The sequence below is a fragment of the Paracoccus shanxieyensis genome (assembly GCF_009711265.1).
In the GTDB taxonomy this organism is placed as follows: Bacteria; Pseudomonadota; Alphaproteobacteria; order Rhodobacterales; family Rhodobacteraceae; genus Paracoccus; species Paracoccus shanxieyensis.
Map to the genome: position 1 here is coordinate 30,778 of NZ_WMII01000010.1, position 21,588 is coordinate 52,365.

The 21,588-nt window shown below is 65.7% G+C and carries 17 protein-coding genes; 15 read left to right on the forward strand and 2 right to left on the reverse strand.

Features of this window, described 5'->3' with window-relative positions:
- The 8 genes from rsmH (at position 1) to GL284_RS11735 (ending at position 9,450) form a co-directional block, all read left to right on the forward strand.
- Positions 1 to 975 (forward strand): 16S rRNA (cytosine(1402)-N(4))-methyltransferase RsmH, encoded by a 975-nt coding sequence (gene rsmH, locus GL284_RS11700; RefSeq protein WP_155044813.1) that lies wholly within the window; start codon positions 1 to 3, stop codon positions 973 to 975.
- Entirely contained in the window at positions 975 to 1,364 is a 390-nt protein-coding gene (gene ftsL / locus GL284_RS11705; RefSeq protein WP_155044814.1) for a cell division protein FtsL, read from the forward strand. Before rsmH ends, ftsL begins: the two co-directional genes overlap by 1 nt.
- Positions 1,361 to 3,169: a peptidoglycan D,D-transpeptidase FtsI family protein gene (locus tag GL284_RS11710; protein WP_155044815.1), complete on the forward strand. Its 1,809-nt coding sequence runs from the start codon at positions 1,361 to 1,363 to the stop codon at positions 3,167 to 3,169. Before ftsL ends, GL284_RS11710 begins: the two co-directional genes overlap by 4 nt.
- 29 nt (positions 3,170 to 3,198) lie before the next feature.
- Positions 3,199 to 4,668, forward strand: a complete 1,470-nt coding sequence (locus GL284_RS11715; protein ID WP_155044816.1) for a UDP-N-acetylmuramoyl-L-alanyl-D-glutamate--2,6-diaminopimelate ligase — start codon at positions 3,199 to 3,201, stop codon at positions 4,666 to 4,668.
- Positions 4,665 to 6,050 (forward strand): UDP-N-acetylmuramoyl-tripeptide--D-alanyl-D-alanine ligase, encoded by a 1,386-nt coding sequence (locus GL284_RS11720; RefSeq protein ID WP_155044817.1) that lies wholly within the window; start codon positions 4,665 to 4,667, stop codon positions 6,048 to 6,050. Before GL284_RS11715 ends, GL284_RS11720 begins: the two co-directional genes overlap by 4 nt.
- Positions 6,050 to 7,132 (forward strand): phospho-N-acetylmuramoyl-pentapeptide-transferase, encoded by a 1,083-nt coding sequence (gene mraY / locus GL284_RS11725; RefSeq protein ID WP_155044818.1) that lies wholly within the window; start codon positions 6,050 to 6,052, stop codon positions 7,130 to 7,132. Before GL284_RS11720 ends, mraY begins: the two co-directional genes overlap by 1 nt.
- Before the next feature lie 86 nt (positions 7,133 to 7,218).
- Complete coding sequence (gene murD, locus GL284_RS11730; RefSeq protein WP_155044819.1) at positions 7,219 to 8,622, forward strand: UDP-N-acetylmuramoyl-L-alanine--D-glutamate ligase; 1,404 nt, start codon at positions 7,219 to 7,221, stop codon at positions 8,620 to 8,622.
- Between the two features lie 126 nt (positions 8,623 to 8,748).
- Positions 8,749 to 9,450: an aspartate/glutamate racemase family protein gene (locus GL284_RS11735; RefSeq protein ID WP_155044820.1), complete on the forward strand. Its 702-nt coding sequence runs from the start codon at positions 8,749 to 8,751 to the stop codon at positions 9,448 to 9,450.
- A gap of 94 nt (positions 9,451 to 9,544) precedes the next feature.
- On the opposite strand, the gene GL284_RS11740 is transcribed toward GL284_RS11735, so the two are convergent.
- Positions 9,545 to 10,681: an OmpP1/FadL family transporter gene (locus tag GL284_RS11740; RefSeq protein WP_155044821.1), complete on the reverse strand. Its 1,137-nt coding sequence runs from the start codon at positions 10,679 to 10,681 to the stop codon at positions 9,545 to 9,547.
- A 258-nt stretch (positions 10,682 to 10,939) separates the two neighbouring features.
- On the opposite strand from GL284_RS11740, the gene guaB reads away from it, so the two are divergent.
- From guaB to GL284_RS11760, 4 genes are all read left to right on the forward strand, one after another.
- Positions 10,940 to 12,388: an IMP dehydrogenase gene (guaB, locus tag GL284_RS11745; protein ID WP_155044822.1), complete on the forward strand. Its 1,449-nt coding sequence runs from the start codon at positions 10,940 to 10,942 to the stop codon at positions 12,386 to 12,388.
- A gap of 99 nt (positions 12,389 to 12,487) precedes the next feature.
- A complete protein-coding gene (locus tag GL284_RS11750; protein WP_155044823.1) occupies positions 12,488 to 13,255 on the forward strand; it encodes a lysozyme family protein in 768 nt (255 codons plus the stop codon).
- Positions 13,256 to 13,318: 63 nt separating this feature from the next.
- Positions 13,319 to 14,464 carry an RsmB/NOP family class I SAM-dependent RNA methyltransferase gene (locus tag GL284_RS11755; protein ID WP_155044824.1) on the forward strand — a complete coding sequence of 382 codons (1,146 nt, stop codon included), beginning with the start codon at positions 13,319 to 13,321 and terminating at the stop codon, positions 14,462 to 14,464.
- Between the two features lie 60 nt (positions 14,465 to 14,524).
- Positions 14,525 to 16,570: an ATP-binding protein gene (locus tag GL284_RS11760; protein ID WP_155044825.1), complete on the forward strand. Its 2,046-nt coding sequence runs from the start codon at positions 14,525 to 14,527 to the stop codon at positions 16,568 to 16,570.
- Here GL284_RS11760 and GL284_RS11765 read toward each other — a convergent pair.
- Positions 16,559 to 17,170, reverse strand: a complete 612-nt coding sequence (locus GL284_RS11765) for a hypothetical protein (protein WP_155044826.1) — start codon at positions 17,168 to 17,170, stop codon at positions 16,559 to 16,561. The genes GL284_RS11760 and GL284_RS11765 overlap by 12 nt on opposite strands.
- Positions 17,171 to 17,414: 244 nt before the next feature.
- On the opposite strand from GL284_RS11765, the gene recA reads away from it, so the two are divergent.
- The 3 genes from recA to GL284_RS11780 all read left to right on the forward strand — a co-directional run bounded on the left by recA (position 17,415) and on the right by GL284_RS11780 (position 21,586).
- On the forward strand, positions 17,415 to 18,485 hold the full coding sequence (gene recA, locus GL284_RS11770; protein WP_155044827.1) for a recombinase RecA: 1,071 nt from the start codon (positions 17,415 to 17,417) through the stop codon (positions 18,483 to 18,485).
- Between the two features lie 162 nt (positions 18,486 to 18,647).
- The gene (gene alaS, locus GL284_RS11775) at positions 18,648 to 21,305 is read left to right on the forward strand and encodes an alanine--tRNA ligase (RefSeq protein WP_155044828.1); all 2,658 of its coding nucleotides are present in this window, start codon (positions 18,648 to 18,650) and stop codon (positions 21,303 to 21,305) included.
- On the forward strand, positions 21,302 to 21,586 hold the full coding sequence (locus GL284_RS11780; RefSeq protein ID WP_155044829.1) for a DUF1330 domain-containing protein: 285 nt from the start codon (positions 21,302 to 21,304) through the stop codon (positions 21,584 to 21,586). The genes alaS and GL284_RS11780 overlap by 4 nt, the downstream gene beginning before the upstream one ends.
- The last annotated feature ends 2 nt before the right edge of the window (positions 21,587 to 21,588 follow it).

The window sequence follows — 21,588 nt, forward strand, 5'->3', positions numbered from 1 at the left end:
ATGTCCAGCGCGACCGATCCCCATATCTCGGTTCTGCTCGGCCCGCTTCTGCGGGCCGTGGCGCCCGTCGAAGGCGTCTGGGTGGATGGCACGTTCGGCGCGGGCGGCTATGCGCGCGGGCTTCTGGCGCAGGGCGCGGACCGCGTGATCGGCATCGACCGCGATCCGTCGGTCTTTGCCATGGCGCAGGGCTGGGCGGGTGAATATGGCGACCGGCTGACGCTGGTGCAGGGCAGGTTTTCCGATCTGGATACGCTGGCAGGCCAGCAGGTCGACGGTGTGGTGCTGGATCTGGGCGTCAGCTCGATGCAGCTTGATCAGGCCGAGCGCGGCTTTTCCTTCATGCGCGACGGGCCTTTGGACATGCGCATGGGCGGCGACGGCCCCAGCGCCGCCGATCTGCTGAACACCGCCCCCGAGGGCGTGATTGCCGATGTGCTGTATCTTTACGGCGAAGAACGTGCCTCGCGCCGGATCGCCAAGGCGATTGTCGCCGCACGCCCGCTGACCCGGACCGGGCAGCTGTCGGATGTGATCGGCGCGTGCCTGCCGCGTCCGAAGCCGGGGCAAAGCCATCCCTCGACCCGCGCCTTTCAGGCGATCCGCATCTGGGTCAATGACGAATTCGGCCAGCTGGTCGCGGGGCTTGCCGCCGCCGAACGCGCGCTGCGTCCGGGCGGGCAACTGGCGGTGGTCAGCTTCCATTCGCTGGAGGACCGCATCGTCAAACGGTTCATGCAGGCGCGCTCGAACAGCGCGGGCGGCGGCAGCCGCTATGCGCCCGAGGTCGCGCAGGACGCGCCCGCCTTCAAGCTGCCCTTCCGCCGCGCCATCGGCCCCGACGATGCCGAGCTTGCCGTCAACCCCCGGTCGCGCTCGGCCCTGTTGCGGGTCGGCATCCGCACCGACGCGCCCGCAGGCCAGATCGATCCCGAGGCGCTGGGTCTGCCGCGCCTGAACGAAAGGGGGGCGTGATGCGCTCGGTCCTTTATCTGCTGACGACGCTGGTGGTCATGGGCATGGCCTTCTGGGCTTACCGCGAAAACTATCGCACGCAGGCCGCCTTGCAGGACATGACGCATATGCAGCGCCAGATCGGCAGTCTGCGCGAAGATCTGGGCGTCTTGCGGGCGGAATGGGCGTTTCTGAACCGCCCCGACCGCCTGCGGGAACTGACCAACATGAATTTCGACAAGCTGAAGCTGGTGCCCTTCACCTCGGATCAGTTCGTCGAGGTGGGGCAGGTGGCCTTTCCGCCGCCCAAGGCCCCGGCCCCGAACCTTGCCGGAACCGATCCGGCGCTTTTGCCCATTGAACGCCCCGCGGGTTTCCCGCCCATCAGACCACAGGAGAGGACGCCATGATCCGCACCCCGCTGCGCCCCCTGGCCCGCATTCTGCGGGCACGGGAAACGGGCGAGAACCCAGACGTGATCGAGGCCGAAAACCTCGCACAGCGCCATGCGGTCATTCAGGACGCCGCGCGGGGCCGGGCGCAGGCGCGGCTGTCGATCATGGCGCTGGCCTTCGTCTGCGCCTTTGGTGCGGTCGGGATGCGCATGGGCACGCTGGCCGCCAGCCAGCCCTCGGAACCGGCGGTTCTGGCCAGCAGCGCGCAGATCATGTCGCAGCGCGCCGACATCACCGACCGTCATGGCCGGGTGCTGGCGACGAATCTGCTGACGCATTCGCTGTATGCCCATCCCCGCCAGATGGTCGATCCCGAAGGCGCCGCCGAAAAGCTGGCCGCCATCTTCCCCGATCTGAAGGTAGAACGCCTGCGCGAGGATTTCTCGGGCAAGCGCAGCTTCCTGTGGATCAAGCGCAAGATCTCGCCCGAGCAGATGCAGGCCGTGCATGATATCGGCGAGCCGGGCCTGCTGTTCGGACCGCGCGAAATGCGGCTGTATCCCAATGGCCGCATTGCCAGCCATATCCTTGGAGGCGCCACCTTCGGCAAGGAAGGCGTGGCCTCGGCCGAACTGGTGGGCATCGCGGGCGTGGAAAAGGCCTTTGACCGCTGGCTGCGCGATCCCGCCAATGACGGCGCGCCGCTGACGCTGTCGCTGGATCTGTCTGCACAGGCCGCGATGGAGGAAGTGCTGGCCAATGGCATGAAGGTCATGAACGCCAAGGGCGCCACCGGCATCCTGATGGAGGTCGATACCGGCGAGATCGTGGCCATGGCCAGCCTGCCGGATTTCGATCCCAATGACCGCCCGCGTCCGCTGCTGAAGGGCGATCCCTCGGACAGCCCGCTGTTCAACCGCGCGGTGCAGGGCCAGTATGAGCTGGGCTCGACCTTCAAGATCTTCCCGGTGGCGCAGGCCATCGACCTGAAGCTGGTCAGCCCGACCACGATGATCAACGCCAATGCGCCGATGAAGATCGGTAAATACCTGATCAACGAATTCCGCGGCCACAATTACGGCCCGATGCTGTCGGTGACGGATATTCTGGTGAAATCCTCGAACGTCGGCACGGTGCGCGTGGCGCAACTGCTGGGGCCGGAACGCCAGAAGGATTTCCTTGAGAAGCTGGGCTTTTTCGAGCCGACCCCGATCGAGCTGAGCGAAGGCCCGACCGGCAAGCCGCTGGTGCCCAAGCGCTGGCCCGCCGTCACCTCGGCCACCGTCGCCTTCGGCCATGGCCTTGCCGCAAGCCCGCTGCATCTGGCGACCGCCTATGCCACGGTGGCCAATGGCGGCCACAAGGTCGAACCGACGCTGGTGCACAGCCGCACGCGCCGCGAAGGCCCGGCGGTCATGTCGCCCGCCGCCGCCCATACCGCCGTGCAGCTGCTGCGGCAGGTCGTCGTGCGCGGCAGCGGCCGCAGCGCCAATGTCGAAGGCTATGAGGTCGCGGGCAAGACCGGCACCGCCGACAAGCCGCGTCCGACGGGCGGCTATTACGGCAACAAGGTGGTGTCGACCTTCGCCTCGACCTTCCCGGCCAGCGATCCGAAATATGTGCTGGTGCTGTCGCTGGACGAACCCTCCAGCTCGACCGCAGGCGGCGAAAGCCGGACGGCAGGGGCCACCTCGGCCCCGGTCGCGGCCGAGGTGATCCGCCGCGTCGCGCCGCTGCTTGGTCTGCGCCCGCAGGTCGAAAAGCCCCTGCCGATGATTGATCGCCCCCTGACGGATGAGCTAAAGCTCGTCTCCAACTGACAAGCGGGGGTTTTGTGACTGACAGGGCGATGCGACTGTCCCTTCTGGGGCTACGAGGGGACAAGGGCCGCGATCCCGAAGTGTCGGGGATTTCGGTGGACAGCCGGCAGGTGCGCGACGGACATCTGTTCGCGGCGCTGCCCGGATCGGCGACGCATGGCGCGGACTTCATCCAATACGCGCTGCGTCAGGGCGCGCAGGCGATCCTGACCGACCGCAAGGGCGCCGAGATCGCCGCCGACCTGCTGGAGGGATCGGATGCCGCGCTGATCGTGGCCGAAGATCCCCGCGCTGCCCTGTCGATGGCCGCCGCCCTGTGGTTCAAGGCCCAGCCCGAGATCATGGTGGGCGTCACCGGCACTTCGGGGAAAACCTCGGTCGCGACCTTCACCCGCCAGATCTGGCAGGCGCTGGGGCACAAGGCGATCAGCCTTGGCACGATGGGCGTTCAGGGCGATCATGAGGCCAAGCTCGCCCATACCACGCCCGACCCCCTGACCCTGCACCGCGTCCTGTCCGAGGCGGCTGCGGCGGGCGTCACCCATGCGGTGATGGAGGCCTCGTCGCACGGGCTGGACCAGCGGCGGCTGGACGGCGTGTCGCTGAAAGCCGCGGCCTTCACCAATTTCAGCCAGGACCATCTGGATTATCACAAGAATTTCGATGAATATTTCGCAGCCAAGGCGCTGCTGTTCACGCATATCCTTGACGAAGGCGATACGGCGGTCATCAATATCGACGATCCGCGCGGCGTGCAGATGGCGCAGATCGCGCGGGAACGCGGCTTGCTGCTGACCACCATCGGCAAGGATAACAGCGCCGATCTGCGCATCCTTGGCCAGCGCTACGATTCGACCGGGCAGGACCTGCGCTTCAGCTATCAGGGGCAGGCGCATCTGGTGCGGCTGGCGCTGATCGGCGGCTTTCAGGTGGAAAACGTGCTGGCCGCTGCCGGTCTGGTCATTGCCGCAGGCGACGACCCCGCCCGCGTGATCGAGACGCTGCCCGGCCTGACCACCGTGCGCGGCCGCATGGAGTTGGCGGCGGTGCGCGAAAACGGCGCGGCGGTCTTTGTCGATTACAGCCACAAGCCCGGCGCGCTGGCCTCGGCGCTGCAATCGCTGCGCCCGCATGTGATGGGCCGCATCATCGTGGTCTTTGGCGCGGGCGGCGACCGCGATCGGCTGAAACGTCCGCTGATGGGGCAGGCGGCGCGCGATCACGCCGATCTGGTCTTTGTCACCGACGATAACCCCCGCAGCGAAGACCCGTCCGCGATCCGCGCCGAGGTGATGGCAGGGGCCGGTCCCGACGCCATCGAGGTCGGCGACCGGGCCGAGGCGATCCTGCGCGGCGTCGATGCCCTGCAGCCGGGCGATGCGCTGCTGATCGCCGGCAAAGGGCATGAGACCGGCCAGATCATCGGCCATGACGTTTACCCCTTCGACGATGCCGAACAGGCCTCGGTCGCCGTCGCGGCACTGGATGGACGCATATGATACTTTGGACTTCGGCCGATGCCGCCGCCGCCACGGGCGGGCGGGCCACCCGCGACTTTGCCGTGACCGGCGTTTCCATCGACACAAGGACGATCCGGCAGGGCGATCTGTTCGTGGCGCTGCAAGCCGCACGCGACGGGCATGATTTCGTCGCAGCCGCGCTGGCCGCAGGGGCCGCAGCCGCGCTGGTAAGCCGCATCCCGGAGGGCGTCGCTGCCGATGCGCCGCTTCTGGTCGTGGACGATGTGCTGACCGCGCTCGAGGCATTGGGCCGCGCGGGCCGCGCCCGGATGCAGGGCCGCGTCATCGGCATCACCGGCTCGGTCGGCAAGACCTCGACCAAGGAAATGGCGCGCATCGCTTTGACCGGCCAAGGCGTGATCCATGCCGCCGAAGCCAGCTACAACAACCACTGGGGCGTGCCGCTGACCCTTGCCCGCATGCCCGCCGACACCGATTTCGCCATCATCGAGATCGGCATGAACCATCCCGGCGAGATCGAGCCGCTGGCCCGCCTTGCCCGCCCGCATGTCGCCATGATCACCACCGTCGCCGCCGCGCATCTCGAGGCGTTCGGCGCCATCGAAGGCATCGCCCGCGAAAAGGGGTCGATCTTTCGCGGTCTGGTCCAGCCCGGCACGGCGATCATCCCCGAAGACCTGCCCGTCACCCAGATCCTGCGCGACTTCGCCGACGCCTCTGGCGCCATCGTCGTGGGCTTCGGCGCGCATGGCATGGCGCGCCCGGTCAAGGCCGACACGCAGGACGGCATCACACAGGTCCGCGCCCGCATCCTTGGCGAAACCGTCTATTTTACCCTTGCCACCGCAGGCACGCATTTCGTGATGAACGCGGTCGGCGTGCTCGCGGCCCTGTCGGCGGCGGGTGCCGATCTTGCGGCGGCGGGCCGTGCGCTGTCCGACTGGCGCCCGCCCCTGGGACGTGGCGCGCTTGAGGATCTGGGCGGCATCCGCCTGATCGACGACGCCTATAACTCGAACCCGACATCGCTTTCGGCGGGGCTGGCGACGCTGGCGCGGCTGACGGGCGGTCGCCGCGTGGCGATCCTTGGCGACATGCTGGAACTGGGCCCGGACGAACTGGCGATGCACGCGGCCATGGCCGAAGATGCCGCGATGGCCTTGGTCGATCTGGTCCATACCGCGGGGCCACGGATGCGGGCGCTGCATCAGGCGCTGCCCGAAGCGCGCCGCGGCCTGCACGCCGAAACCGCCGCCGAGCTGGCCTCGCGGATCGGTGAACTGGTCGCGATGGGCGATATCGTGCTCGTGAAGGGGTCGAAGTCCTCCAAGGTCTCGACGGTGGTTGACGCCCTGCGCCGGACGCGGCAAAGCACGCAGCCAGGCGAAGGGGTTTCTTAATGTTGTATTGGCTGACCTCCCTCTCGGATGGCGGGGATTTTTTCAACCTTTTCAGGTATATCACCTTTCGCGCAGGCGGAGCCTTCTTCACGGCGCTGATCTTTGGTTTCCTGTTCGGACGCCCGCTGATCGACCTCTTGCGCCGCAAGCAGAAAAAGGGCCAGCCGATCCGCGATGACGGGCCGCAGAACCATTTCTCGAAGGCGGGCACGCCGACCATGGGCGGTCTGCTGATCCTTGCGGCGCTGACCTTCGGCACGCTGCTTTGGGCGCGGCTCGACAATGGATATGTCTGGATCGTGCTGATCGTGACGCTGGGCTTCGCTGCGATCGGCTTTGCCGACGACTATGCCAAGGTCACGAAACAGCATCACGCGGGGCTCTCGGGCAAGGTGCGGCTGGCGATCGGGCTGGTCATCGCGGCAGGGGCAGGGATGGCGGCGTCATGGCTGCATCCGGCGGCGCTCAGCGGACAGTTGGCGCTGCCCTTCTTCAAGGATGCGCTGATCAATCTCAGCATCCTCTATGTGCCCTTCGCGGTGGTGGTGATCCTTGGCGCGGCGAATGCCGTGAACCTGACGGACGGTCTGGACGGGCTGGCGATCATGCCGGTGATGATCGCGGCGGCCACCTTCGCCGTCATCGCCTATATGGTCGGCAACGTGAACTTCGCCAACTATCTGGGCGTCCACTTCGTCCCCGGCACGGGCGAGCTTGCGGTCTTCGTCGCAGCCCTTCTGGGCGGAGGCCTGGGCTTTCTGTGGTATAACGCCCCGCCTGCCGCCGTCTTCATGGGCGATACCGGCAGCCTCGCGCTTGGCGGCGCATTGGGCGCCATCGCTGTCGTCACCAAGCACGAGATCGTCCTGGCCATCGTCGGCGGCCTTTTCGTAGTCGAGGCGCTCAGCGTCATCATTCAGGTCCTCTACTTCAAACGCACCGGCAAGCGCGTCTTCCTGATGGCCCCGATCCACCACCATTTCGAAAAGAAGGGCTGGGGCGAGGCGCAGATCGTCATCCGCTTCTGGATCATCGCGCTGATTCTGGCGCTGATCGGTCTGGCAACGCTGAAGCTGCGCTAAGGCCTCTCGCAACTTCTCTGTTCCCAAAATACTCTCGGGGGGTCCGGGGGGCGAAGCGCCCCCGGCTTCTCAACAAAGGACATGCCATGATCCCCGTCCAAGGCGTCGAAAACCAGACCATTGCCGTGTTGGGCCTTGGCCGTTCGGGGCGCGCCACCGCTGCGGCACTGGCCGCAGGCGGCGCGCAGGTGGTGGTCTGGGATGATGGCGTCGATACCCGCACGCAGGCACAGGCCGACGGCATGACCGTGCTGGATCTGACGCGGGACGCGAACTGGCAGGGTATCTCGGCCCTGATCACCAGCCCGGGCATTCCGCATCTCTATCCCAAACCGCATCCGGTCATCGCCAAGGCCTATGAGCTGGGCATCCCGGTCGACAATGATATCGGCCTGTTCTTTCGCAGCTTCGCCACGCGCGACTGGGAGAATTACGACACCCCGCCCCGCGTGATCGCCATCACCGGCTCGAACGGCAAATCCACCACCACCGCGCTGATCCACCACATCCTGCGCGAGGCAGGCCGCCCCACCCAGCTTGGCGGCAATATCGGCACCGGCGTTCTGTCGCTGGAACCCGCCCATGACGGCGAGGTGGTGGTGCTGGAACTCTCCAGCTACCAGACCGACCTTGCCCGCGCCCTGACCCCCGACATCGCGGTCTTCACCAATCTCTCGCCCGATCATCTGGACCGCCATGGCGGGCCGGGCGGCTATTTCGTGGCCAAACGCCGGCTCTTTGCCGAAGGCGGCCCCGACCGCGCGGTGATCGGCGTCGATGAGGTCGAAGGCCGCTATCTTGCCGGCCAACTGGCCATGTCGCCGCAGGATGATCGCGTCATCCGCATCTCCTCGGGCCAGAAGCTCGAAGACTTCGGCTGGTCGGTTTTCGCCCGCAAGGGGTTCCTGTCGGAATACCGCAAGACCCGTCAGGTGGCCTCGATCGACCTGCGCGAGATGACGGGCCTGCCGGGCGAACACAATCACCAGAACGCCTGCGCGGCCTATGCCGCAACCCGCGCCCTTGGCCTTGCCCCGCGCGAGATTGAGCGCGCCTTCCACAGCTTCTCGGGCCTGCCGCATCGCAGCCAGACCATAGCCGAGATCAACGGCGTGCGCTGGGTCAATGACAGCAAGGCCACCAATGTCGATGCGGCGGCCAAGGCACTGACTGCGTTCAGAAACATCCGCTGGATCGCGGGCGGCATGGGCAAGGATGGCGGCATCGAATCCCTCGTGCCCTTCATTGATCAGGTCATCAAGGCCTATTTCATCGGACATTCCGCGCGCGATTTCGCCCTTCAGGCCGCCGCGACCCCGCATGAGATCGTCGACACCATGGAAGCAGCCGTGGCCCGCGCCGCAGCCGAGGCCCAGCCCGGCGAAACCGTGCTGCTCGCCCCCGCAGCGGCCAGCTTCGACCAATACCCCAATTTCGAAAAACGCGGCGAACATTTCGCCGCACTGGTCGCAGCCCTCGCGCAGGGCTAAGGCTCTCCTTGTTTTCCAAATACCCATGCGACATCGCCACGGCACGCATGGCTCAGACCTCTCGCCCCACCGGAACACTGGCTTTCCGGGCGGCGCGGGAACCTTTACCGCAGGGGCGAAAAGACCATGCGCATGATTGGCATCCTTGGCGGCATGTCCGCCGCCTCGACGCAGATCTATTACCGGACGCTGTGCGATCTGACCCGCGCAAGGCTGGGCGGGCTTCATTCGCCGGAACTGCTGATCCGCTCGCTGGATTTCGCCCGGATCGAGGCGCTGCAGGCGGCAGGTGACTGGGACAGCGCCGCCGCGATCCTGAATGCCGAAGCCCGCGCGCTCGCGGCGGGCGGCGCCGATCTGCTGCTGATGGCCACCAATACGATGCACAAGCTTGCCGGGCCGGTGATGCAGGGCGTCTCGATCCCGCTCCTGCATATCGCGGATGCGACGGCGGCCCGCATCCTGTCCGCGGGCTGCAAGGCGCCCGCGCTGATGGCCACGGCTTTCACGATGCAGCAGGATTTCTATGTCGGCCGGTTGCGGAACGCGGGTCTTGCGGTCCTGATCCCGGAACCCGACGACCGCCAGGCGACGCATCGCATCATCTATGACGAACTGTGCCGGGATATCGTCCGGCCCGAAAGCCGCCAGATGTTTGAAGCCATCGCAACGCGCCTGATCGCGCGCGGCGCCGACAGCCTGATCCTTGGCTGCACCGAGATCGGGATGCTGCTGAACCAGACCAATGTCGCCGTCCCGGTCTTTGACACCACGCTGATCCATTGCGAAGCCGCGCTGGATCTGGCGCTTCAGGATCCTCCGTCCTGACCCTGTGCGGCAGTGGTGCCTAAGTGATGGCACGCATCTGCCGATACGAAAAGGCCCCGCAGATGCGGGGCCTTCGCAGGATATGGTCTGACGATCAGAAGGAATAGCCGACGCGCACGCCGACGCCCCAAAGATCGTTGCCCTCCATCTTGGCGCGCGCGACATCCGGCGTGCCGGTCTCGGCCGAGGCATCGCCCAGTTTCATGTAGCTGACGCCGGTGGTGATCTTGATGTTGTCCATCGTATAGATCGCCGCCAGCGAGATGCCCTTGCGCCCGTTGGTCGGCGCCAGCGGCGACACAAGGTCGTCGCCCGTCGAGGGCTCATAGGTCAGCGAGGCCAGACCCGACCAGTTCTCGGTGAACTTGCGGCCGACGCCGATGGTATAGGTCGTCGTGTTGTCCAGCTCGACCAGACCGCCATCGACGCCGAAGCCTGCGGGCGGCGTGCCGACCAGAGCGGCGGGGTTCACCCGGAACTCGGACCATTTCACCCAGCGGATCGAGCCGAAGACCAACGTATCAGGCGCAACGCCGGTCTGGCCTTCCAGCACCCAGCTCCGCGGCGTCTTGACCGTGGTCTCGCTGTCGATGTTGAAGGGCAGGGCGGGATGCGTCTCGGTCGTGTCGAAATCATGTTCGACCGGCGAGTTATAGGTCAACGAGATGCGCGCCGCGATATCGGGGATCTCATAGGCCGCGCCTGCGACCCAGCCCACGCCCCACGCGCCGTCAAGATCGACGTTATAGCCCGACAGCGCGCCATAGGCTGCACCGTTCAGTGTGACATTGCCGTCGGCATGCGAGCCGCGGATCCCGCCATGCACCGAGAAGTTGTTGTCGAACTTGTAACGCAGCAGGGCGGTATAGGTGGTCGAATTCACCTCGACCTGCGTGCCGCCGAAGGCGATCGAATCGGCCGGGTTATAGGCGACATCCACACCGAAGGGCTGTTCCATGATGAACACGCCCGACAGATTGTCGTTGAACTGGTGCTTATAAGCCAGACCCACGAAGCCATAGCCCTTGGCCACATCGCCCGTCTCGCGCCCGCCGAAGATCGGCTCATCGCGGCCCGACACCTCGGGGCTGACGCCACCGAAGCTCAGCTCGACATAATTGCCCTTCTCGAACATCACGCCCAAGGATTGTGGCGCGCGCTCGATCCCCCCAGCCCAAACGGGGGCGGCGCTGGTCAACAGCGCGCCGATCCCGGCCAGAAAATATTTCATGTCTTCCTCCCATGTCCGGCCCCTTGCAGGGGCCTTGGGCCAAGCGTGATGCAGCAGGTCCGTCTGCGTCAATCGTAGCTGTGCTTTGACGCAGCGTCCTAAGGTTATTCAATTTTAACGAGTGTTCCGCGCGACCCGTCACATTCGGGTGACAGTGGCCGTTTCGGACAGGCCGGAAATGCTGCGCGCACAGGCTGGACATTCCGCGCGACCCGTGAAATGGGAAACTGCCAAACGAACCCCTGATAGGATGCACCCATGCAGATTCGTGAGGCTTTGACCTTCGACGATGTTCTTCTCGTTCCTGCGGCTTCCTCGGTGATGCCCTCGACCGCCGATGTGACGACCTATGTCACCAAGCAGATCCGGATGAACATCCCGCTGCTGTCCAGTGCGATGGATACCGTGACCGAAAGCCGCATGGCGATTGCCATGGCACAGGCGGGCGGCATCGGCGTGATCCACCGCAATCTGACCGCCGATCAGCAAGCCTCGGAAGTGCGCCGCGTGAAGCGGTTTGAATCCGGCATCGTCTACAATCCGATCACGCTGCGCGCCGATCAGACCATTGGCGATGCGCGCGCGTTGCAGGACCGCTATAACGTCACCGGCTTTCCGGTCGTCGACGAAACCGGCCGCGTGGTGGGCATCGTCACCAACCGCGACATGCGGTTCGCCAGCGACGACCGCACGCCGGTCAGCGCGGTGATGACCGGCGAAAATCTGGCCATTCTGAATGAGCCCGCCGACCGCGCTCAGGCGATCAGCCTGATGAAGGAACGCCGGATCGAAAAGCTGCTGATCACCAATCGCGACGGCAAGCTGACCGGCCTGCTGACGCTGAAGGACACCGAACAGGCCGTGCTGAACCCCTTGGCCTGCAAGGACGATCTGGGCCGCCTGCGCGTCGCCGCCGCCTCGACCGTCGGCGATGAAGGCTTCGAGCGCAGTCTGGCACTGGTGGATGCCGGCGTCGACATGGTGGTGATCGACACCGCGCATGGCCATTCCGAAGGCGTGGCCCGCGCCGTCGCCCGCATCAAGTCCCATTCCAATGAGGTGCAGGTCGTCGCGGGCAACGTTGCCACCGCCGAGGCGGCGCGCGCCTTGGTCGATGCAGGTGCGGATGCGGTGAAGGTGGGGATCGGCCCCGGCTCGATCTGCACCACGCGCATCGTGGCGGGCGTGGGTGTGCCGCAATTGACGGCCATCATGGATGCGGTTTCGGGCGCGGGCGATGTGCCGATCATCGCCGATGGCGGCATCAAGTTCTCGGGCGATTTCGCCAAGGCGATTGCGGCGGGCGCAAGCTGCGCCATGGTCGGCTCGGCCATCGCGGGCACGGATGAAAGCCCGGGCGAGGTGATCCTGTATCAGGGCCGCAGCTTCAAATCCTATCGCGGCATGGGCAGCCTTGGCGCCATGGCGCGCGGCTCGGCCGACCGCTATTTCCAGAAGGATGCGGCGACCGACAAGCTGGTCCCCGAAGGGATCGAGGGGCAGGTGCCCTATAAAGGCCCCGCCGGAACCGTCATCCATCAACTGGTCGGCGGTCTGCGCGCCGCCATGGGCTATACCGGCAATGCCACCGTCGCCGAGATGCGCGGCGGTTGCCAGTTCGTGCGCATCACCGGCGCGGGGCTGAAGGAAAGCCATGTCCACGACGTGCAGATCACCCGCGAAAGCCCGAACTACCGCTTGGGCTAAGCATTCGGGGCGGCTTCGGCCGCCCTTTTTTCCGGGCGTCTTGAGGGTTTCTTAAACCTTCGCGCGTAAGGCTTGGATTCGACATCCATCCGGGCCGCCATGCGCTTCCTTTGCCTTCTTCTTCTGCTTTTGCCATGGCGCGCTTTTGCCGCGCCCTCGGCGGATGTCTGCGAATGGGCGGCGGCGCAGGCGGCGCAGGAATATGGCGTGCCCATCGACATCCTGGGGGCGCTGACGCTGACCGAAACCGGACGCCGCATGGACGGCGTCGTCCGCCCCTGGGCCTGGAGCGCGAATGCCGAAGGCGAAGGCACATGGTTCGACGATCCGCAAAGCGCCGTGGCCTTTGCCGAGGATCGCGTGGCGCAGGGGCGCACCAATATCGACATCGGCTGTTTCCAGCTGAACTATCGCTGGCACGGAGAGAATTTCGCCTCGGTCGCGCAGATGTTCGATCCGCTGGAAAACGCCCGCTATGCCGCGCGTTTCGTCGCCGGGCTTTATGCCGAAAGCGGCGATTGGCGGCGCGCGGCGGGGATGTTTCATTCCCGCACGCAGGTCTATGCCACGCGCTATCTGGAACGGTTCGACACGCTGCGCGCGATGCTGCGCGACCGGGGCTTTCAGGGCATGACCGGCTCGCCCGAGACCTATAACAGCTTTGCCTCGATCACGTCCGAAAAGCGGGTGCGCGTGCGGGAACGGGTGATGCTGCTGGGCGCGCCTTTGGGAACAGGGGTGACCGGTACGCCGGGGTCGCTTGCGGCCATCGGCACCGGGGCCGCGCCGCTGACGGCCACACGAGGGCCGCTGCTGGTGGCAACACGCGGCCCGCTTTTCGGGACTGCCGCGGCCCCGCCGCCCTAGCGCGGGATTGACAAGCGATGCCGCGCTGGCCTCTAGGATGGGGATGACCCAAGGCCGAACCCTATGACCCCCGCCGCCCGCGCTGCAGCCGCCATCGACATTCTTGACCGCATTCTGGGCGGCGACCCGGCCGAGGCCGCGTTGCTGCGCTGGTCGCGCGACAGCCGCTTCGCCGGTTCGGGGGACCGTGCGGCGGTGCGCGATCTGGTGTTTGACAGCCTGCGCCGCCTGCGCTCGCGCGCGGCGCTGGGTGGGGCGATGACGGGCCGCGGCTTGCTGCTGGGCCTGTGCCGGGATGAGGGCACGGATCCCGCCGCGCTGTTTTCAGGACAGGGCCATGCGCCCGCGCCGCTGTCTGCCGCCGAACTGACGGCGGGTCGTCAGCCCGATGGTGCCGAGGCTCTGGACCTTCCGGATTGGCTTTTGCCTGTGTGGCAGGACGCGCTTGGCAAGGACGCCGCGCCCATTGCACTGGCGATGCGGGATCGTGCGCCGGTCTGGCTGCGGGTCAACACGCTGCGCGCGACCCCTGCCAAGGCGCAGGAGGCATTGGCAAAGGATGGCATTGAGACGCAGCCCGCCAGCGATCTGCCCACGGCCCTGCGCGTGACCGAGGGCGCGCGGCGGGTCGCGAATTCGCGGGCCTATCACGACGGGCTGGTCGAATTGCAGGATCTGTCGCCGCAGTTGGCCTGCGCGGCGCTGCCCGAGGCCCGAACCGTGCTGGACTATTGCGCGGGCGGCGGCGGCAAGGCGCTGGCGCTTGCCGCCAAGGGGGCGCAGGTCACGGCGCATGACATCGACGCCCGCCGCATGTCCGACCTGCCCGCGCGCGCGAAACGCGCGGGGGCCGCGATCCGGCTTGCCCAGCCCGGACAGGTGCAGGGCCTGTTCGATCTGGTGGTTGCCGACGTGCCCTGTTCGGGCAGCGGCACATGGCGACGCACGCCGGACGCGAAATGGCGCTTTGACGACGCGGCCTTGCAGCATCTGCTGACGGTGCAGGCGCAGATTCTGGATCGCGTGGCGGCTCATGTCGCGCCGGGCGGGCATCTGGCCTATATGACCTGCTCGCTGCTGGAGGGGGAAAACCAGCGGCAGGCGGATGCCTTTGTGCAGCGTGCGGGCTTTGATCCGGTGGCGATGCGGCGGTTCACGCCGCTGGATGCCTCGGACGGGTTCTTTCTTGCCCTGATGCGCCGGCGTTAACCCGTGATTAACCCTCGCCGGATAAGCAGGTTGGCAAGAACCGACACGGGAGGGTCAAACATGTCCCAACGGACCGAGCTTTCGCGGACAGCGCCGCTTCTGGTGCCGTTTCTTGCCCTGCCACTGTTGATCGGTGCGGCATGGCTGGCGATGGCGCCCCGCGGGCAGGCCGGTCCGCTGCTGCTGGTTTTGGGCAGCGTGGCGATGGCGTGGTATCTGCTGGGCGGTGTGATCTCGGCGCTGCATCTGCGGCGCAATCTGGGCGTGCGGCGCGATCTGCGGCGGCTGGGCAGCGTCCTGGGCGATCACGCCAGTCCGGCGCTGGTCATCTCGGCCGAGGGGCGGGTCCTGGCGCAGAACGATCCGGCTTTGCGTCACCTTGGCGATCTTCTGGGAAATTCCGTCGACGGGCTGCTGTCGCGCCGCCACGCCGAGCCGGGTCGCGCCTGGCAAGAGCTGTCGATCGCCTTGGCGCGCAATGGCCGCTCGGCGCTGGATCTGGGGCAGGCGGGGCGGTTCCATGTCTCGCGCCCGCAAGGGGCCGAGGTGCAGCTGTGGCTGGCCGAACTGTCAGACACCCGGCCCGCGCCCGAAATGCCAGCATCCGTGGGCGGTGGCTTCGACGGGCTGCCGGTTCCGTTGCTGACGCTGGATCAGACCGGGCTGATCTTGCGGGCAAATGACGCCGCGCGCGATCTGCTGGGCGATCTGGCCGAAGGCACGCAGCTTTCCGCCGTGCTGGACGGTCTGGGCCGCGATATCCGCGACTGGATCTCGGATGTGGCGGCGGGCCGCAGCGCCGGAGCGGCAGAGGTGCTGCATCTGAAGGGCGACGGTCCCGACCGGTTCGTGCAGGTTACGCTGGGACGGTGCGACGGGTCTTTGGTGACGGCGGTTCTGTCGGATGCCAGCGCCATGAAGACGCTTGAGGCGCAATTCGTGCAAAGCCAGAAGATGCAGGCCATCGGCCAGTTGGCAGGGGGAATTGCGCATGATTTCAACAACCTGCTGACTGCCATCACCGGGCATTGCGATCTGCTGATGCTGCGCCACGACAAGGCCGATCCGGATTATGCCGATCTGGACCAGATCAGCCAGAACGCCAACCGCGCGGCGGCCCTTGTGCGGCAGTTGCTGGCGTTTTCGCGCAAGCAGACCCTGAAGCCGCAGATCATGGACCTGCGCGACACGCTGTCGGACCTGACGCATCTGCTGAACCGTCTGGTGGGCGAACGCATCGTGCTGACCTTTGATCACGATCCCTCGTTGCGGATGATCCGCGCCGACCGGCGGCAGCTGGAACAGGTCATCATGAATCTGGTGGTAAATGCGCGCGATGCGATGCCTCAGGGCGGCGATATCACGGTCACGACCGACAACATGTCGCTGGCCACCCCGACCGAGATCGGCAAGGCGATCCTGCCGCCGGGCGAATATGTCCGCGTGCAGGTCCGCGATGAGGGCTGCGGTATCTCACCCGACGATCAGGCCAAGATCTTTGAGCCGTTCTACACCACCAAGCGTCTGGGCGAGGGCACGGGGCTGGGCCTCTCGACGGCCTATGGTATCGTCAAACAGACCGGCGGCTATATCTTCTGCGACAGCACGGTGGGCGAAGGCAGCACGTTCCTGCTGTTCTTCCCGGTGCATGACCGCGCCGATATGGTCGAGGAGCCGGTGCCCGAGCCCGCCCGCCCCGCCGCACGTCCGCGGCGCGAGATCGACGCGACCGTGCTGCTGGTCGAGGATGAGGCCCCGGTCCGCGCCTTTGCCAGCCGCGCGCTGAAGCTGCAGGGCTTCAACGTCCTTGAGGCCGCCTGCGCCGAGGATGCGCTGCAATTGCTGACGGATCAGCGCCTTCAGGTCGATGTGTTCGTCACCGATGTCGTGATGCCCGGCATGGACGGGCCGGCTTGGGTGCGCACCGCCTTGCGCGACCGGCCGCAGACGCGCGTGATCTTCATGTCGGGCTATGCCGAGGATGTCTTTGCCGACGGCCACCAGCCCGTTCCCAACTCGGTGTTTCTGGCCAAGCCGTTTTCGCTGTCCGATCTGACCGCGCTGGTCTGTCGCCAGCTTGAGATGGCGCCCGCGTCAGAGGGCTGATCGGCCCGCCACGGGGGCTGTCAGCTGATCATAAAGCGCAAGATCGGGGCGCAGGGCATCGCGCAATCCGGCCTCGGCGGTGCTGTCCAGCGACACATCGACGGCGGGCGGCACGTTCACGCGCGGCAGGCTGATGACGCAATCCAGCCGGTCCTCAAGAAAGTCGGTGAATTCGGCGATGTCCTCATAGCGGAAGATGCAATCCACCTGATCCGGCCCATCGGTCAGGAACGCCGCCTGCGGCTCGATCCCCGAGGTCAGGCTGCGCGGCCCGGCATAGTCGCGGGCGAAATCGGCAAAGCTGACCCCGACCATGTGGTGATCGGGGTCGTCGATATCGTCGCGCAGCCGGAAACGATACCAGCTGCGCAGCCAGTCGATCGGCTCGCGCATCAGCGCCACGGTTGTGAAGTGTTCGCCCGTCGCCGCAAGCAACCATGGCGCGATATGGCTGCGATAGCTTTTCAGATCGGTATGCTTCAACGGGGCAGGCCGCTGAACGGACACATTGGCAAGTGAATCCAGCGCCGCCTCGATCGCCGTTGATCCGGCCTTTGGGGTCGCCAGAAACACAAGGCGCTTTTCCCAGAAAATCAGCATGTTGCAGTTTCCAGCCCATTTCGCTTGGCGGCAAGGGATACATGCGGGCACCAAAGCTGTAAACCGTTTCTTAACCAGTCTGCGCCACCATTACCGCATCGGCCGGTGCAGGCAGATGCCGCGAATCATCAAGCGGCCTTGCATTTTTCCGGCAAATGCGTGCAAATAGAACAAGCCGTGAACATTTTGCGGTTGGGCAATGATTGCCCCGGCAGTCGGGGTGTGAAATAAGCATGAGGACGGCATGGCAGGGGCAACACTTTTCGACATGAACGACAAGCGCACGGCAGACAAGCAGAAGGCTTTGGACAGCGCATTGGCGCAGATCGAACGCCAGTTCGGCAAGGGCTCGATCATGAAGCTGGGCGCGGACAATCCCGTGGCCGAGATCGAGGCGACCTCGACCGGGTCGCTGGGTCTGGACATCGCGCTGGGGATCGGCGGTCTGCCCAAGGGCCGCATCATCGAGATCTTCGGGCCGGAAAGCTCGGGCAAGACCACGCTGACGCTGCATGTCGTGGCCGAGGAACAGAAAAAAGGCGGCGTTTGCGCCTTTGTCGATGCCGAACACGCGCTTGACCCGCAATATGCCCGCAAGCTGGGCGTCAATCTGGATGAGCTGCTGATCAGCCAGCCCGATACCGGCGAACAGGCGCTGGAGATCGTGGATACGCTGGTGCGTTCGGGCGCGGTGAACCTTGTCGTTGTCGACTCGGTCGCGGCCCTGACGCCGAAATCCGAAATCGAAGGCGATATGGGCGACATGCAGATGGGCAGCCAGGCCCGTCTGATGAGCCAGGCGATGCGCAAGCTGACCGCCAGCATCGGCCGCAGCAACTGCATGGTGATCTTCATCAACCAGATCCGCATGAAGATCGGCGTGATGTTCGGCAATCCCGAAACCACGACGGGCGGCAATGCGCTGAAATTCTATGCCTCGGTGCGTCTGGACATCCGCCGCACCGGCTCGATCAAGGATCGCGATGAGGTCGTGGGCAACTCGACCAAGGTCAAAGTCGTCAAGAACAAGGTCGCGCCGCCGTTCCGTCAGGTGGAATTCGACATCATGTATGGCGAAGGCATCTCGAAGGTCGGTGAGCTGATCGATCTGGGCATCAAGGCCGGCGTGGTCGAGAAATCGGGCAGCTGGTATTCCTATGGCGACGAACGCATCGGGCAGGGCCGGGAAAACGCTAAGCAGTTCCTGCGCGACAACCCCGCCGCCGCCTTGGCGATCGAGGACAAGATCCGCGCCAGTCATGGTCTGGATTTCGGGGCCAGCGATGAAGGCGACGACTCGCTGACCGAGGATTAAGGCGGGCGACAGGCCAGACAGGGACGCGCGGGAATTGCTCCGCGCGTCTGCATTTCTGGGTGGCGTCCGATGCCGGGATTGCTGGACTTAGGCCGATGCTGGGGCTAGACCGGGCGGCAAACCGGTTTTGCCCGGACAGACCGCTTTGCGATAAGGCCCGCCATGCCCAGCTTGAACGATATCCGCTCGACCTTTCTGAACTTTTTTGAACGCAACGGCCACCGCGTCGTGGAATCCAGCCCGCTGGTGCCACGCAACGATCCCACGCTGATGTTCACGAACTCGGGCATGGTGCAGTTCAAGAACCTGTTCACCGGGGTCGAGACGCGCGATTACAACCGCGCCACCACGTCGCAGAAATGCGTGCGCGCCGGCGGCAAGCACAACGATCTGGACAATGTGGGCTATACCGCGCGCCACCACACGTTCTTTGAAATGCTGGGCAATTTCAGCTTTGGCGACTATTTCAAATCCGATGCCATCCCCTTTGCCTGGGAATTGCTGACCAAGGATTTCGGCATCCCCAAGGACAAGCTGCTGGTCACCGTCTATCACACCGACGATGAGGCCGCGAATATCTGGAAAAAGGTCGCGGGCCTGACCGATGACCGCATCATCCGCATTCCCACCGACGACAACTTCTGGCGCATGGGTCCGACCGGCCCCTGCGGCCCCTGCACCGAGATCTTTTTCGATCACGGCGATCACATCTGGGGCGGTCCGCCCGGCTCGCCCGACGAAGACGGCGACCGCTTCATCGAGATCTGGAACCTCGTTTTCATGCAGAACGAGCAGTTCGAGGACGGCTCGATGCGCGCGCTGGACATGCAGTCGATCGACACCGGCATGGGGCTGGAGCGCATCGGCGCGCTTCTGCAGGGCAAGCACGACAATTACGACACCGACCTGATGCGCAGCCTGATCGAGGCCAGCGCCCATGCCACCAGCAACGATCCCGATGGACCCGGCAAGGTGCATCACCGGGTCATCGCCGACCACCTGCGCTCGACCAGCTTCCTGATTGCCGATGGCGTCATGCCCTCGAACGAAGGTCGCGGCTATGTGCTGCGCCGGATCATGCGCCGCGCCATGCGCCACGCGCATATTCTGGGCGCCAAGGATCCGGTCATGTACAAGCTGGTCCCGGCGCTGGTGCGCCAGATGGGCACGGCCTATCCCGAACTTGGCCGCGCGCAGGCCCTGATCGAAGAGACCCTGAAGCTTGAGGAGACCCGCTTCAAGCAGACGCTGGACCGCGGTCTGCGCCTGCTGGATGACGAATTGGCGCGGCTGCCCGAAGGCGCCGATCTGCCGGGCGAGGCGGCGTTCAAGCTGTATGACACCTATGGCTTCCCGCTTGATCTGACGCAGGATGCGCTGCGCGAAAAGGGCCGCGCGGTGGAAACGGCAGGCTTCGACACGGCCATGGCCGAACAGAAGGCCAAGGCGCGCGCCGCATGGGCCGGTTCGGGCGAAACCAAGGATGCGGCGATCTGGCTGGATCTGGCCGAACAGCACGGCGCAACCGAGTTTCTGGGCTATGACACCGAAATCGCCGAGGGCCAGATTCTGGCGCTGGTGCAGGACGGCGCGCCCGTCAAGCAGGCCGGAGAAGGCAGCCAGATCCAGATCGTCGTCAACCAGACGCCCTTCTATGGCGAATCCGGCGGTCAGGTCGGCGATACCGGACTGATCAAGACCGAAACCGGCGCGGCCCGCGTCACCGATACGAAAAAGACCGGCGGCGTCTTCATCCATGTGGCCGAGGTCACGCTGGGCACGCTGTCGGCGGGGCAGGGCGCGCAGCTTTCGGTCGATCACGACCGACGCAGCACCATCCGCGCCAATCACTCGGCCACGCACCTGCTGCACGAGGCGCTGCGCCGCGCGCTTGGCGATCACGTCGCACAGCGCGGCAGCCTGAATGCGCCCGACCGGCTGCGGTTCGATTTCAGCCACACCAAGGCGCTGACGGCCGAAGAAATCGCCCAGGTCGAAGCCGAGGTGAACGATTTCATCCGCCAGAACACCCCGGTCGATACCCGCATCATGACCCCCGACGACGCCCGCGCCCTTGGCGCTCAGGCGCTGTTTGGTGAGAAATACGGCGACGAGGTGCGCGTGGTATCGATGGGCCAGCTTCCCGGATCTGGCAAGGGCAATGACGGCGCGACCTATTCGCTAGAGCTTTGCGGCGGCACGCATGTCGGGCGCACCGGCGATATCGGCATGTTCGCGCTGACCTCGGAAACCGCCTCGGCCGCCGGCATCCGCCGGATCGAGGCGCTGACCGGGCAGGCTGCCATGGCCGAACTGCGCCGCGTCGACCGTGAACTGTCCGAGATCGCGGGCGTCCTGAAGGCGCAGGCGGGCGAGGTGGTGACCAAGGTCCGCGCGCTGGCCGAGGAACGCAAATCGCTGGCCAACGAGGTGGCGCAGCTGAAGCGCCAGCTTGCCATGGGTGGCGGCAACGATGACGCGCCCAAGGAAATCAACGGCATCAAGCTGATCGCCCGCCGCGTCGATGGCGTGTCCGGCAAGGAACTTGGCCCGCTGGTCGATGAGATGAAGGCGCGGCTTGGCTCGGGCGCCGTGGTCGTTCTGGCCGATGCGGATGGCAAGGCCACCGTGGCTGCGGGTGTCACGCCGGACTTGACCGCCCGTGTCACCGCGGTCGAGCTGGTGCAGGCCGCGACCGCAGCGCTTGGCGGCAAGGGCGGCGGTGGCCGCCCGGACCGCGCACAGGGCGGCGCGCCCAGCCTTGACGCCGCCGACAGCGCCATCGCCGCCATTGAAACGCTGATCGGAGAGAAAGCATGACCGCATTGTGGATTGCCCATGTCAACGTGACCGATGCCCAGGCTTATGGCGAATATGCCAAGCTGGCCGGCCCGGCGATTGCCGCGCATGGCGGGGTCTTCCTGGCCCGCGGCTCGCGCTACGTCCAGCTCGAGGGCAATGACCGCGCCCGCAATGTCGTCGCGCGCTTCCCCAGCGTTGAAGACGCTGTGGCCTGCTATCGCTCGGCTGAATATCAGGCTGCGCTGGAACATGCCAAAAATGCGGCAGAACGCGATTTGGTGATCGTCGAGGAAAACTAAGC

What these genes read in the sequence shown, in the direction of transcription:
- GL284_RS11740 (WP_155044821.1), bottom strand. Translation starts at nt 10,681, where the DNA reads ATGAAATATTTTCTGGCCGGGATCGGCGCGCTGTTGACCAGCGCCGCC.
- GL284_RS11715 (WP_155044816.1), top strand. Translation starts at nt 3,199, where the DNA reads ATGCGACTGTCCCTTCTGGGGCTACGAGGGGACAAGGGCCGCGATCCC.
- GL284_RS11765 (WP_155044826.1), bottom strand. Translation starts at nt 17,170, where the DNA reads ATGCTGATTTTCTGGGAAAAGCGCCTTGTGTTTCTGGCGACCCCAAAG.
- GL284_RS11750 (WP_155044823.1), top strand. Translation starts at nt 12,488, where the DNA reads ATGCGCTTCCTTTGCCTTCTTCTTCTGCTTTTGCCATGGCGCGCTTTT.
- GL284_RS11760 (WP_155044825.1), top strand. Translation starts at nt 14,525, where the DNA reads ATGTCCCAACGGACCGAGCTTTCGCGGACAGCGCCGCTTCTGGTGCCG.
- rsmH (WP_155044813.1), top strand. Translation starts at nt 1, where the DNA reads ATGTCCAGCGCGACCGATCCCCATATCTCGGTTCTGCTCGGCCCGCTT.
- recA (WP_155044827.1), top strand. Translation starts at nt 17,415, where the DNA reads ATGGCAGGGGCAACACTTTTCGACATGAACGACAAGCGCACGGCAGAC.
- mraY (WP_155044818.1), top strand. Translation starts at nt 6,050, where the DNA reads ATGTTGTATTGGCTGACCTCCCTCTCGGATGGCGGGGATTTTTTCAAC.
- murD (WP_155044819.1), top strand. Translation starts at nt 7,219, where the DNA reads ATGATCCCCGTCCAAGGCGTCGAAAACCAGACCATTGCCGTGTTGGGC.
- GL284_RS11780 (WP_155044829.1), top strand. Translation starts at nt 21,302, where the DNA reads ATGACCGCATTGTGGATTGCCCATGTCAACGTGACCGATGCCCAGGCT.
- GL284_RS11710 (WP_155044815.1), top strand. Translation starts at nt 1,361, where the DNA reads ATGATCCGCACCCCGCTGCGCCCCCTGGCCCGCATTCTGCGGGCACGG.
- GL284_RS11735 (WP_155044820.1), top strand. Translation starts at nt 8,749, where the DNA reads ATGCGCATGATTGGCATCCTTGGCGGCATGTCCGCCGCCTCGACGCAG.
- GL284_RS11720 (WP_155044817.1), top strand. Translation starts at nt 4,665, where the DNA reads ATGATACTTTGGACTTCGGCCGATGCCGCCGCCGCCACGGGCGGGCGG.
- GL284_RS11755 (WP_155044824.1), top strand. Translation starts at nt 13,319, where the DNA reads ATGACCCCCGCCGCCCGCGCTGCAGCCGCCATCGACATTCTTGACCGC.
- alaS (WP_155044828.1), top strand. Translation starts at nt 18,648, where the DNA reads ATGCCCAGCTTGAACGATATCCGCTCGACCTTTCTGAACTTTTTTGAA.
- guaB (WP_155044822.1), top strand. Translation starts at nt 10,940, where the DNA reads ATGCAGATTCGTGAGGCTTTGACCTTCGACGATGTTCTTCTCGTTCCT.
- ftsL (WP_155044814.1), top strand. Translation starts at nt 975, where the DNA reads ATGCGCTCGGTCCTTTATCTGCTGACGACGCTGGTGGTCATGGGCATG.